The organism is Agromyces mediolanus (genome assembly GCF_044917495.1).
Classification (GTDB): domain Bacteria; phylum Actinomycetota; class Actinomycetes; order Actinomycetales; family Microbacteriaceae; genus Agromyces; species Agromyces mediolanus_B.
This window is the reverse complement of record NZ_JAVSSI010000007.1, coordinates 67160-79833: the sequence shown is the minus strand read 5'-3', so window position 1 is coordinate 79833 and position 12674 is coordinate 67160. Positions and strand designations below refer to the sequence as shown.

General features: G+C 73.0%; 11 protein-coding genes. 9 read left to right on the top strand and 2 right to left on the bottom strand.

What is annotated here, in order from left to right; all coding sequences use genetic code 11:
* Nucleotides 1-18: 18 nt before the first annotated feature.
* Nucleotides 19-1197: an MFS transporter gene (locus ROT00_RS11585; RefSeq protein WP_404775005.1), complete on the bottom strand. Its 1179-nt coding sequence runs from the start codon at nt 1195-1197 to the stop codon at nt 19-21.
* Between the two features lie 70 nt (nt 1198-1267).
* On the opposite strand from ROT00_RS11585, the gene ROT00_RS11580 reads away from it, so the two are divergent.
* The 3 genes from ROT00_RS11580 to ROT00_RS11570 are packed head-to-tail and all read left to right on the top strand — an operon-like array spanning nt 1268 to nt 4205.
* Complete coding sequence (locus ROT00_RS11580; protein ID WP_404775004.1) at nt 1268-2158, top strand: LysR family transcriptional regulator; 891 nt, start codon at nt 1268-1270, stop codon at nt 2156-2158.
* Nucleotides 2159-2208: 50 nt separating this feature from the next.
* Entirely contained in the window at nt 2209-3108 is a 900-nt protein-coding gene (locus ROT00_RS11575) for an alpha/beta hydrolase (RefSeq protein WP_404775002.1), read from the top strand.
* Nucleotides 3105-4205, top strand: coding sequence for a M20 family metallopeptidase (locus tag ROT00_RS11570; RefSeq protein WP_404775000.1), 1101 nt, complete (start codon nt 3105-3107; stop codon nt 4203-4205). Before ROT00_RS11575 ends, ROT00_RS11570 begins: the two co-directional genes overlap by 4 nt.
* On the opposite strand, the gene ROT00_RS11565 is transcribed toward ROT00_RS11570, so the two are convergent.
* Nucleotides 4193-4909 (bottom strand): TetR/AcrR family transcriptional regulator, encoded by a 717-nt coding sequence (locus tag ROT00_RS11565; protein ID WP_404774999.1) that lies wholly within the window; start codon nt 4907-4909, stop codon nt 4193-4195. The genes ROT00_RS11570 and ROT00_RS11565 overlap by 13 nt on opposite strands.
* A 189-nt stretch (nt 4910-5098) precedes the next feature.
* Between ROT00_RS11565 and ROT00_RS11560 the strand changes: the two genes are divergently transcribed.
* The 6 genes from ROT00_RS11560 to ROT00_RS11535 all read left to right on the top strand — a co-directional run bounded on the left by ROT00_RS11560 (nt 5099) and on the right by ROT00_RS11535 (nt 12672).
* Nucleotides 5099-6973 carry a S9 family peptidase gene (locus ROT00_RS11560; RefSeq protein WP_404774997.1) on the top strand — a complete coding sequence of 625 codons (1875 nt, stop codon included), beginning with the start codon at nt 5099-5101 and terminating at the stop codon, nt 6971-6973.
* 118 nt (nt 6974-7091) lie between these two features.
* Nucleotides 7092-8792: a peptide ABC transporter substrate-binding protein gene (locus ROT00_RS11555; protein WP_404774995.1), complete on the top strand. Its 1701-nt coding sequence runs from the start codon at nt 7092-7094 to the stop codon at nt 8790-8792.
* Between the two features lie 34 nt (nt 8793-8826).
* Nucleotides 8827-9795 carry an ABC transporter permease gene (locus ROT00_RS11550; RefSeq protein ID WP_404774994.1) on the top strand — a complete coding sequence of 323 codons (969 nt, stop codon included), beginning with the start codon at nt 8827-8829 and terminating at the stop codon, nt 9793-9795.
* Nucleotides 9792-10694 (top strand): ABC transporter permease, encoded by a 903-nt coding sequence (locus tag ROT00_RS11545; protein ID WP_404774992.1) that lies wholly within the window; start codon nt 9792-9794, stop codon nt 10692-10694. The genes ROT00_RS11550 and ROT00_RS11545 overlap by 4 nt, the downstream gene beginning before the upstream one ends.
* Nucleotides 10691-11689, top strand: a complete 999-nt coding sequence (locus ROT00_RS11540; protein ID WP_404774991.1) for an ABC transporter ATP-binding protein — start codon at nt 10691-10693, stop codon at nt 11687-11689. Before ROT00_RS11545 ends, ROT00_RS11540 begins: the two co-directional genes overlap by 4 nt.
* The gene (locus tag ROT00_RS11535; RefSeq protein WP_404774989.1) at nt 11686-12672 is read left to right on the top strand and encodes an ABC transporter ATP-binding protein; all 987 of its coding nucleotides are present in this window, start codon (nt 11686-11688) and stop codon (nt 12670-12672) included. Before ROT00_RS11540 ends, ROT00_RS11535 begins: the two co-directional genes overlap by 4 nt.
* Nucleotides 12673-12674 lie beyond the last annotated feature (2 nt).

Genomic DNA, 12674 nt, shown 5'->3' with positions numbered 1-12674 from the left:
AGCCGCGGTCGCCCGCGGCTACGCGGCCGCCGCCGAGGGCTCGCGGCGCGGTCCCGACGCGAGCGCGATGACGCCGGCCACGGCGACGAGCGCGCCCCCGCCGAGCGCGAAGCCGGCCCAGCCGCCGGCGTGGAACAGGAGCCCGAGCGCCCAGCCGCCGACCGCGCTGCCGAGGTAGAAGGCGATCGTGTAGACGGCGCTCGCGTGCGCCCGGTAGTCGGCGGGCGCACGCGCGCCGGTCTCGGCCGAAGCGGCGGCGTGCGTGAGGAACCAGGCGCCGGTGAAGACGGCGAGGCCCGCGACGACGGCGAGGATCGGCTCGAAACAGGTGAGCCCGAGTCCGGCGGCCATCCCCGCCACGCCCAGGACGACGGTGCGGCGGTAGCCGAGCCGGGCGACGAAGCCCGCCGAGAGCCGCGCGGTGACGGTGCCGACGAGGTAGCAGAGCGTCAGCAGGGCGATGGTCGCGGGGGAGAACGAGTACGGCTCCTCCTGCAGGCGGAACGTCAGATAGCTGTACATGCCGACGAAGACGCCGATGAGCAGGAACGTCTGCAGCGCGATCGTGCTGAGGCCCGGGTTCGCGAGCGCGGTCCGCACCCCGCGGACGAGGCCGGGGCGGGCGAGTCCCGTACGTGCGCCGCCGCGGGCGAGCAGGGAGAACGTCACCGCTGCGGCCGCGCTCAGCATCGCGACGAGGACGAGCGCGGTGCGCCAGCCGAGGGGGTCCGCGATGACCCCCGCGAGCAGACGGCCGCTCGCGCCGCCGAGCGTCGTGCCGGCGACGTAGGCCGCGACCGCCCGAGCGGCCGCGGTCCCGCCGAGCTGCTCGTGCACGTAGGCGATCGCCAGCACGGGCACCGCGGCGAGCAGGGCGCCGCAGAGGAGGCGGGCGACGAGCAGGGACTCGATCGTCGGCGCGGCGGCGGACAGGAGCGAGAGCGCGGCCGCGCCGAGCACGGCGATCCGCATCGCGCGCACCCGGCCGATGCGCTCGCCGATCGCGACCCAGGGCAGCACGGCGAGGCCGAGCCCCAGGGTCGCGGCGGAGACGGTGAGCCCGGCCGTCGCGGCATCGACCCCGAACTCGGCGGCGACGAGCGGCAGGACGCCCTGGATCGCGTAGAGGTCGGCGAAGGTCGCGAGCCCGGCGCAGACGAGCACGAGCGTCATGCGCGCGGTGGTGCGTTCGGCCATGCGCCCGACCGTACCGATGCCATGTGCGTGGCACTAATGCACGTTTCACCGGAACTCATATCATTTCGGTATGGAAACCGGCCAGCTCCGCGCCCTCGCGCGCTACGCACCGCTCCTCGCGGCCGTCGCCGCCACCGAATCGGTCGGCGGTGCGGCCGACGAGCTCGGCATCCCGCAGCCGTCCGCGAGCCGGGGGCTGAAGGCGCTGTCCGAGGCGCTCGGCATCCCGATCGTCCAACCCGACGGCCGGACGATCCGGCTCACCCCGGCCGGCCAGGAGCTCGCCCGCGCCGCGCAGGAGGCGGTCGCCGCGCTGCGCCTCGGGATCGCGGCGGCCCGCACCCAGGACGACCTCTCGCGCACGGAGCTCTCGGTCGCCTTCCAGACGCAGCTCGGGGAGCGCCTCCTGCCGCGGGCGATCGGACGCTACCGCTCGCAGCGTCCGCACGTGACCTTCTCGCTCATCCACGGCTCGAGGGATGCCTGCATCGAGGCCGCCGTGGCCGGCGAGGTGATGATCGCCCTCGTCGCGGATCCGCCCGAGCTCGACACGGTCGAGGTGCTGCCGCTGTACGTGGAGCCCCTCGTCGCCGTGGTGCCGGCGGGGCATCCGCTCGCGAGTACGGCATCCGTCACCGCGGCCCGGCTGCTGCAGGAGCCGTCGATCCGGCTGAACCGCGGATACGGGCTGCACGACTCCGTGCTCCGCCTGCTCGGCGGCGCCGGTCCGGTGCCCGAGGCGGCGTTCCACGTCGACGACTACCGGGTCGCCCGCGGGCTCGCCGCCGCCGGGCTCGGCGTCGCGATCCTGCCGCGCGCCTCCGGCGGGATCGGCGACGGCACGGTCGAGATCCCGATCGAGGATCCGCTCGCGTCGCGGACCATCGCGGCCGTCGTCCGGCCCGAGGCCCGGGGGATCGCCGAGGAGTTCCTGCTCGCCCTCGCGGAGGCCGGGCGCTGAGTCGGCGGCGCGATCGCCAGTGTTATAGTCAATGCCATTGACAAGCAACGATGCTGAGCGGAGCGATCATGGGGCTGGTGGAGGGCGACCGCACGACGGTCGACGTCGGCGACGGCGTGCGCATCGCGGCGACCGTGCGGGGCGACGGGCCGCCCGTCCTGCTCCTGCACGGGTACCCGCAGACCAGTTCGATGTGGCGGCTCGTCGCCCCGCTCCTCGCCGAGCGGTTCACCGTCGTCGCGAGCGACCTCCGGGGCTACGGCGACTCGGCGAAGCCCGCGGGCGAGCGCTACGACAAGCGCGCGATGGCCGCCGACCAGCTCGCGCTCATGCGGGCACTCGGCTACGAGCGCTTCGCCGTGGTCGGCCACGATCGCGGCGGACGGGTCGGCCACCGGCTGGCGCTCGACGCCCCCGAGGCGGTCTCGGCGCTCGCGGTGCTCGACATCGTGCCGACGCTGCACATGTTCGAGCACGTCGACCGGGCGATGGCCACGGGCTACTTCCACTGGTTCTTCCTGACCCAGCCCGGCGGCCTCCCCGAAACCCTGATCTCCGGGGCGCCGCGGACCTGGCTCGAGAGCCGGTTCCTCGGGCGGTCCGTCCGGCCCGGGGTGTTCCCGCCCGAGGTGCTCGACGAGTACGCCCGCTGCTTCGACGACGCCACGATCGCGGCATCCTGCGCCGACTACCGGGCCGCGGCCGGTCTCGACTTCGAGCACGACCGCGCCGACCGCGAGTCCGGGCGCGCGATCGCCGCCCCGCTCCTCGCCCTCTGGGGCGCCTCGAGCTACGTCGGGCGGAACTTCGACGTCGCCGCCGTCTGGCGCGGGTTCGCCGCCGGTGTCGAAGGCAGGCCGATCGACGCCGACCACTACCTCGCCGAAGAGGCGCCCGCCGAGACGGCGGCCGCGCTGCTCGACTTCCTCGGACGGGAGCACGCCGCGTGAGCGCGGGCGAGCGGCGCGTGCTCGAGCGGCTGCGGGACCTGGTCTCGATCGAGACGCCGACGGGGGATGCCGAGGGGATGGCCGCGGCGCACGCGCTCATCGACGCCTGGATCGCCCCGCTCGTCGGTCCCGGCGAGCCCGTCGAGGTCGACGGGGTGCGCCATCTGCGCTGGGCCGGCGGTCCCGCGCCCTCGGTGCTCCTCCTCGGGCACCTCGACACCGTGTGGCCGCGCGGCACCGCGGCGGAGCGGCCGTTCCGCCTGGACGGCGACCGCATCACCGGCCCCGGCGTCTTCGACATGAAGGCCGGCATCGTCGTCATGGCGGAGGCCCTCGCGCGCATCGCCAGGCCGGAGGAGGTCGCGATCCTCCTCACGAGCGACGAGGAGACGGGCTCCACGACCTCGCGGGCGCTGATCGAGCAGGAGGCGGTGCGCTGCGGCGCGGTGCTCGTGCTCGAGCCGAGCCTCGACGGCGCCGTGAAGACCGCGCGCCGCGGCGGCAGCATCTACCGCGTCGAGGTTCACGGCCGTGCGGCGCACGCCGGGCTCGAGCCGGAGCGCGGCCGGAACGCGCTCACCGAGCTCGCGCATCAGGTGCTGGCGCTCCCGGCGCTCGCCGACGCCCGCCTCGGCACCACCGTGAGCCCGACCGTCGCCCGGGCCGGGACGGTCACGAACGCCATCCCCGACCACGCCGAGCTGCGCATCGACGTGCGCGCCTGGTCGCTCGCCGAGCTGGAACGGGTGCACCGCGCGATGCTCGCCCTGCCCGCGCACACCCCCGAGGTGGAGCTCGTGCTGCACGGCGGCATCAACCGGCCGCCGATGGAGCCGCACGCCGCGCGGGAACTCCTCGCCGTCGCGCGCTCCGTCGGCGCGGGGCTCGGCCAGCCCGAGCTCGTCGACGTCGCGGTGGGCGGCGCCTCCGACGGCAACTTCACGGCCGCGGTCGGGGCCGCCACCCTCGATGGCCTGGGGCCGAACGGCGGCGGCGCCCACGCGGTGGACGAGTGGGTCTCGCTCGCCTCGACGCTCGAGCGCATCGAGCTGATCGCCGGGACGCTCGACGCGCTCGCCGCGGCTCAGGCCGGCTGAGCGCCGTCGCGGCCGGGCGCGCGGCGCACAATGCTCTCGATCATGAGGTCGAGGGCCGTCTCCCAGGCGCGCGGGTCGCGGATGCCGGGGAGGCTCTGGCCGACCCAGGCGATGTTCGGGTGGTCCTCGGGGTCGAGCCTGCGGTAGTCGAGCTCCCAGGTGAGCTCGTCGGCCTCGCGGATCTCGGCGGGCTGAGCCTCGATGGCCGCCTGGATGCTCGTCGCCGAGCGGACCAGCTGGCCGAGGGCCCGCGCGTAGAGCGCGGACTCCTCGGGACCGTAGCCGCCGCGGCGGAGCGCGCCGATCATGAACTCGACCGAGCCGAAGTCGGTGGGCCGGCGGGTCGCCATCTGCAGGGCGAACTCCGGGTAGCGCATGTAGTGGTCGTGGATCAGGTGCGCCTGGGCGCGGATGTCGGCGACCCAGTCGTCGGTGGCGATCATCGCGCCCGCGTAGGAGCGGGCGCGGAGGGTGTCGATGAGCACGAGCATGAGCTCGTCCTTGTCGCGGAAGTGCCGGTAGATCGAGGTGGGGTGCGCGCCGAGCTTCTCGCCGATCGCCTGGAAGGTGAGCCGGTCGAGCCCCTCGCGCTGGGCGATGTCCTCCGCGGCGGCGACGATGAGCTCCCGGCTCAGGGAGTCGCGCGCGCGTCGCTTCCGGCCGGAGCCGGCGGCCCCCGCCTGCACTGGTTTCGCCGTCGACACGTGGGTCCTCCCGTCAGAGCCGTCCCGGGTGGGCCAGCAGCCCGATCTGTGCGGATTCGCACCCACCGTACCCCACGGGAGCCTTCCCCGTAGTCAACGACATTTGCGACGCCGGGGCTGTCGGCATCCTCAAGTCAGCGATATAGTCATCGTTACTGACTATGACTCGGCCTTGCGAAGGAGCGGCGGATGACCGGAACGAACGACCTCCACGAGGAGCGGCTGCGCGCCCGGTTCGCGGTGCCGCACACGCTCGCCATCCGGCCGTCCCAGGCCGACCCCGAGCTCGCGCTCGTCGTGGAGGACGAGCGGAGCGAGTCGTTCGCCCGGCTCTGGCGGGCCGGCGCGGCGCCGTCCGGAGCGCTGCCCTTCCCGGTGGCCGTCGGAGCGATCATCGCGGGCGAGGGCGACGGCTGGATCGTCGACCTCGCCGACGGCGGGGGCTCCGAGGTGGGATCGCTCGTCGCGACGAGCCTCGACGGCGCCGAGCGCGTCGACCTCACCCCGGGGCGCGAGCCCTTCGTGCTCCGCGGGCTCGAGGCGAGCGCCGACGGCTCGCTCGTGCTCGCCTCGATCGTCGACGAGGAGGGCTACCACCTGCTCGCCATCCCCGCGCGCCCCTGGGGACCCGCGACCCTCGTGCACCGCACGAGCGCCGAGGCCTGGTACGGCCAGCCCTCCGCCGACGGCCGGCTGGCCTCCTACGACACCACCGACCACAACCCCGGGGTCCGGCGCGCCGCCGTCAGCGTCTTCGAGGTCGCGAGCGGCGAGCCCGTCGCGGTCCTCGACGACCTGCCGGCCGGTCCCGTGCGCGCCGTGCGCTTCTCGTCGGAGCCGGGCGACGAGCGGCTCCTCGTCGCGACCGAGCGCACGGGCTTCGCGCGTCCGGCCGTGTGGGACCCGCTGAGCGGCGCCCGCACCGACTTCGACGCCCCCGAGCTCCGCGGCGAGGTGATCCCCCTCGACTGGCACGCGGCGAGCGGGCGGATCCTCGCCATCCAGGTCGAGGACGGCATCCAGCGGCTGCTGGAGTTCGACGAGCGGACGGGCGGGCACCGGGTGGTCGCGACCGGCGGCAGCTTCGCGAATCCCGACGTCGCCGACGTGCACGCGTTCCAGTGGGCGTCCTGGTACCGCGGGGACGGCGGCATCACGCTCCTCCGCTCGGCCTGGGACGTGCCCCTCCACGCGGAGCTGCTCGGCCCCGACGGCGGCACGAGCGCGGGCCTGCCGCCCGCCGCGACCCCGCCGGGGGTCGCCTTCACCTCGCGGATGGTGCCGAGCGCCGACGGCACCCCGGTGCAGCTGTGGCTCGGCCTGCCGGAGGATCGCGAGCCGGTCGGCACGGTGCTCGAGGTGCACGGCGGGCCGAACCTCGTGTTCCTCGACGAGTACAGCCCGAGCGCCCAGGCCTGGATCGACGCGGGCTTCGCCTACGCGACCGTCAACTACCGCGGCTCCGTGACCTTCGGGCGGGCGTTCCGCGAGGGCTTCTGGGGTTCGGGCGGCGACCGCGAGATCGAGGACATCGCCGCGGCCGTCGGCTGGCTGCGCGAGCAGGGGCTCGGCGATCCGGCCTCGACGTTCATCACCGGCGCCTCCTTCGGCGGGCATCTCACGCTGCTGAGCCTCGGCCGGCTGCCCGAGCTCTTCGCCGGCGGCTTCGCGCACGTCGCCATCGCGGACTGGGAGGCGGCCATCGCCGCGATGAACCCGGCCGTCCGCGGCGTCTGGCAGACCTGGGTGCCGCCGGAGGCGGTGCCCCGCTACTCGGCCGTGAGCTACCTCGACCGGGTGCGCGGCTCGGTCTGGATCAACCAGGGCGCCCTCGACACCAGGACCCCGGTGGTCGGGGTGCAGCGCTTCGTCGACGAGCTCGCCGCCCGCGGCGGCGACGTCGTCCTGCGGATCTTCGACGGCGGCCACGAGCCGACCGGGCTGGAGCTGCTCGAATCCGAGCAGCGGATCATGATCGAGCTCGCCCACCGGGCGCTCGACGGCCGTCGCTGGAGCGACGGCGCGGAGCGGCCGACCGCCGCCGCGCCGCTCGATCACAGTTAGTCACTCACATTGACTATGAGCATTGCTAACCGCACCCAACACGCCTATAGTCAAACCACCCACCGGCCCCCGCCGGTGGCGGCACCGGACGTTTCCCACACGATCACGGAGTTCCCCAATGCAGAGGTCCCAGGTATCACCGCCCCAGCGCCGACGGCTCGTGCGCACCGCCGCCGCGCTCGTCGCGACGCTCGCCGTCGTGTCGTTCTCGGCCTGCTCGACGACGAGCACCGCGCCGAGCGACACCCCCAACACCACGGTCACCGAGGGCGGCGAGCTCGTCATCGGCGCCGAGCAGGAGCCGGACTGCGCCGACTGGATCGCCACGTGCGCGGGGTCCATCTGGGGCAGCTACATCATGCAGGTGCCCACGATGCCGGTCGTGTTCGAGACCCGCCTCGTCGACGACGTCTGGTCGCCGGTCGCCTCCGACCTCATGAGCGAGGAGCCCGAGGCGGTCATGGCGGGGGACAAGCAGGTCATCACCTACCGCCTGAACCCCGACGCCGTCTGGTCGGACGGCACGCCCATCACCTCCGCCGACCTCGCGTACACCGCCCTCCAGATCCGCGACGGCGACGACATCTTCGACAAGACCGGCTACACCGGCATCGAGTCCATCGAGACGCCCGACCCGCAGACGGCGATCGTGACGCTCGGCAGCTCGTACGCCGGATGGCGCTCGCTCTTCAGCGTCTACGGCGTGCTCCCGGCGCACCTGCTCGACGGGCAGGACCGCGCCGCCATCATGAAGGACGGCTACGACTTCAGCGGTGGCCCGTGGAAGATCGAGGCGTGGAACCGCGGCACCTCGGTGACGCTAGTGCCGAACGAGAACTACTGGGGCGAGAAGCCGCACCTCGACAAGGTCACCTTCATGTTCCTGCCCGACACGGCGGCCGCGTTCCAGGCCCTGAAGAGCGGCCAGGTCGACGCGCTCTACCCCTCCGCCCAGCTCGACGCGCTGAAGCAGATCGACGCGGGCCTGCCCGGCATCAGCTCGGCCATCGACGCCCGCAGCGGCAACCTCGAGGCGCTCTGGTTCAACAACTCGGTCGCCCCGTTCGACTCGAAGGCCGTCCGCACCGCCATCGCCTACTCGCTCGACCGCGACGCGATCGTGAAGCGGCTGTTCGGCGAGCTCGGCATCGAGTCGGCCCAGCAGAGCTTCAACACCCCGATCGTGGGCGCCTTCGGCAGCGACGACTTCGCGAAGTACACCACCGACCTCGATCAGGTCGACGAGCTCATGACGGGCGACGGGTGGAAGAAGAACGCGGACGGCGTCTGGGCGAAGGACGGGCAGACCGCCTCCTTCACCCTCGACACCCTCGCGGGCAACAAGCGGCGCGACCTCACCGTGCAGGTCATCCAGGCGCAGCTGCAGGAGGCCGGCTTCGCGATGGACATCAAGGCGGTCACGCCGGCCGACCTGTTCGGCACCATCGCCCCGGCGGGCGACTTCCAGGCCGGGCTGTGGGCGATCGTCGACACCTTCCCGGACCCCACGCTCAGCGCCTCCTTCGCCTCGACGAACATCCCGAGCGAGGCGAACGGCTTCTCCGGCATCAACTTCTTCCGCGCCGACATCCCCGAGCTCGACTCGCTCCTCGCGACGATCGATGCCGAGCTCGACCAGGACGCCCGCGTCGAGGCCTCGAAGCAGGCGGACGCCATCATCGCGGACGAGGTGCCGTCGATCCCGATCGACACCGTGCCGAACGTGCTGCTCTGGAGCGACAAGGTCGGCGGCCCGCTGAGCATCAACCCGGTCGAGGGCCCCTTCTGGAACCTCGCGGCCTGGGGTCTCGCCGGCTGACGCCGGGCGGGGAACGGCCCAGGAGAGGACGACGGTGTTCACCTTCATCATCCGACGCGTGCTGTATTCGATCCCGGTGATCCTGGTGGCCTCGTTCGTGCTCTTCTGGGCCGTCCGCTCGACCTTCGATCCGCTCGCGAAGCTGCGGCAGGCGCACGACCCCGGCGCCGTGGCGCGCGAGATCGAACGGCTCGGGCTCGACCGCTCGATCGTCGAGCAGTACTTCCTCTGGCTGCGCGACTTCGCCACCGGGGACTGGGGGACGAGCTCGCGCACCGGCTCGCCCGTGTTCCAGCTCATCGGCGAGGCGCTCTGGCCGACGGCTCAGCTCGCCTTCTGGGGCCTGCTCGTCGCGATCGTGATCGCCGGACTCGTCAGCGTCTACTCCGCTGTGCGGCGCTACTCGCTCGGCGACAACCTGCTGACCGGCGCCTCCTACCTCGGCATCGCGATGCCGGCGTTCTGGTTCGGGCTCATCCTCATCCAGACCTTCGCGGTCTGGCCGAAGCAGCAGTTCGGGCTCGCGGAGCCGCCGCTCTACTTCATCGGCCTGCACTCCCCGGGGCAGTCCGGCTTCGACCTCGACTACCTGAGGCACCTGGTGCTGCCGGTCGCCGCGCTCATGATCGCGCTCGTCGCGACCTGGAGCCGGTTCGGCCGGGCGGCCATGCTCGACGCCCTGTCGAGCGACTACGTGCGCACCGCCCGGGCGAAGGGCGTACCGCGGCGGCAGATCATCTGGCGGCACGCCGTGCGCAACTCGCTCGCCCCGTTCGTGACCGTCGTCGCGCTCGACTCCGCCGTCCTCATCGGCGGGCTCGTCGTCACCGAGCAGATCTTCGCCATCCCCGGCATGGGCCGGCTCTTCCTCGACTCGCTCGTCGCGGGCGACGTCTTCGTGCTGCTGCCGTGGATGATCGTCGTCGCGATCGCCGTCGTCATCTGCAACCTGCTGGCCGACATCGGCTACGCACTACTGGACCCGAGAGTGAGGCTGCGATGAGCGGAGCTGGACTGGCCGGGAGCGAGGAGCTGCTCGCCGATCAGGCGGTGCAGCAGGGGTCGGCGCGCCAGCTCCTCCGGCGCTTCCTGAAGCATCGCCTCGCCTTCGCGAGCGCCATCGTGCTGCTCGTGCTCATCGTCGTGTGCTTCGGCGCCGACTGGATCGCACCGTTCCCGCAGGGCAAGCAGGACCTCCTGCTCGGGCCGACCCCGCCGTCCGCCGAGCACCTGCTCGGCACCGACGAGCTCGGTCGAGACTTCCTGAGCGAGATCCTCTACGCGGGCCGGATCTCGCTCGCGATCGGACTCTTCGTGGCGCTGCTCTCGACGCTCGTCGGCACGGCGCTCGGCGCGGTCGCCGGCTACGTCGGCGGATGGCTCGGCGAGCTCCTCATGCGCATCACCGACCTCTTCCTCATCATCCCGGCGATCGCGCTCCTCGCGGTCATCGTGCAGGGGCTCGGGCCCTCGCCCGTCACGATCGTCTTCGCGCTCACCGCGCTCGGCTGGACCTACATCGCCCGCGTGGTGCGCGCGCAGGTCCTCTCGCTGCGGGAGAAGGACTTCATCGAGGCGGCGCGCGGCATCGGGGCGTCGAACCTCCGGATCATCCTGTCCCACCTGCTGCCGAACCTCGCCGGCGTCATCGCCGTCGGCATGAGCCTCGCCGTCGCCTCCGCGATCATCGCCGAGTCGACGCTCAGCTTCCTCGGCTTCGGCGTGCAGTCGCCGCAGACGAGCTGGGGCTCGATGCTGAGCCAGGCCGCGGGCTACGTGGGCACCCCGCAGGTGTACCTCCTCTACTTCCCCGGCCTGTTCATCCTCGTCACCGTCCTCGCCGTGAACTTCATCGGCGACGGGCTCCGCGACGCCCTCGATCCGCAAGGGAAGCACCTGTGAGCGCCGACGTCCTGCTCGAGGTCGAGCACCTCTCCGTCTCCTTCCCCGGCGAGGCCGGGCTCGCCCGCACCGTCGAGGACGTCTCGTTCGTGCTCCGCGCGGGGGAGACCCTCGGCATCGTCGGCGAGTCGGGCTCCGGCAAGTCGATGACCGCGATGGCGATCATGGGCATCCTGCCGAGCACGGCCGTCGTGAGCGGCTCGATCCGCTTCCGGGGGCGGGAGCTGCTCGGACTCTCGGACGACGAGCTGCGCGACGTGCGCGGCCGCGAGATCGCCATCGTGTTCCAGGACGCCCTCACCGCGCTGAACCCCGTGATGACCGTCGGCGAGCAGCTCATCGAAGCCGTCCGCGTGCACCGGCCCGACTCGAGCGCCGAGGAGCGGCGGGCCCGCGCGATCGAACTGCTGACCCTCGTCGGCATCCCCTCCCCGGAGCAGCGGATGGCGCGCTACCCGCACGAGTTCTCCGGCGGGATGCGGCAGCGCGTCATGATCGGCATGAGCATCGCGAACGAGCCCGAGCTGCTCATCGCGGACGAGCCGACGACGGCGCTCGACGTCACGGTCCAGGCCCAGATCCTCGAGGTGCTCCGCGAGGTGCAGGCCCGCACGGGCACCACGGTCATGCTGATCACGCACGACCTCGGCGTCGTCGCGGGCAGCGCCGACCGCGTGCTCGTCATGTACGCCGGCGGGGTGGTGGAGTCGGCCCCGGTCGAGCCGCTCTTCGCCGAGACGGCGCACCCCTACACGGCCGGCCTGCTCGCCTCGCTGCCGCGGCTCGACCGGCGCTCGCGCGACGAGCGGCTCTTCCAGATCCCCGGGCAGCCGCCCGTGGCGACGGCCTGGCCGCCCGGCTGCCGCTTCGCCCCGCGCTGCGCGCACGCGATCGCCGGGCGCTGCGACGTCGCGGTACCCGACCCGGTCGCGGTCGGGCCCGATCACACCGCCGCGTGCGTGCGCGTCGGCGAATGGCAGGAGGACGGGCGATGACGGCGACGCTGCAGGTCGATGGCCTGGTGAAGGAGTACCGCGTCGGCGGCGGGGGCCTGTTCGGCCGCGGCGGCGAGGTCGTCCGCGCCGTCTCGGGCGTCGGGCTCGCGGTCGACGCGGGCCGCACGTACGGACTCGTCGGCGAGTCCGGCTGCGGCAAGTCCACCCTCGGTCGCACCGTGGCCCGCCTGCAGGCGCCGAGCGCGGGCACGATCACCCTCGACGGCGAGGACATCACCGCGATCGCCGGCTCGGCGCTGCGGGGCCTGCGGCGCCGCGTGCAGTTCGTGTTCCAGGACCCCTACGCCTCCCTGAACCCGCGCAAGACCGTGCGGGCGACGCTCACCGAGCCGCTGGAGATCCACGGGCTGCACCGGGGCGACCGGGCGGCGCGGGTGAACGAGCTGCTCGAGCAGGTCGGCCTCGACCCGCGACACGGCGACCGCTTCCCGCACGAGTTCTCCGGCGGTCAGCGCCAGCGGATCGGCATCGCCCGCGCCCTCGCCGTCGAGCCCTCGCTCATCGTCCTCGACGAGCCGGTGAGCGCCCTCGACGTCAGCGTCCAGGCCGGTGTGCTGAACCTGCTCGACGACCTCCAGCGCGACCTCGGCCTCGGCTACCTCTTCATCGCGCACGACCTCTCGGTGGTGCGCCACCTGAGCGACACGGTCGGGGTCATGTACCTCGGCAAGCTCGTCGAGGAGGCGCCCGTCGACCAGCTCTTCGAGCACGCGAAGCATCCGTACACCCAGGCGCTGCTCTCGGCCATCCCCGTCCCCGACCCGAAGGTCGAGCGCGGGCGCCAGCGGATCGTGCTGAGCGGCGACGTGCCGAGCCCGGTCGATCCGCCGTCCGGCTGCCGCTTCCGCACCCGGTGTTGGAAGGCGACCGAGCTCTGCGCCGCCGTCGAACCGCCGCTCGCGGAGCTCGGCGACGGCCAGCGCGTCGCCTGCCACTACCCGGAGGAGCGCGCGACCGTCTGAGC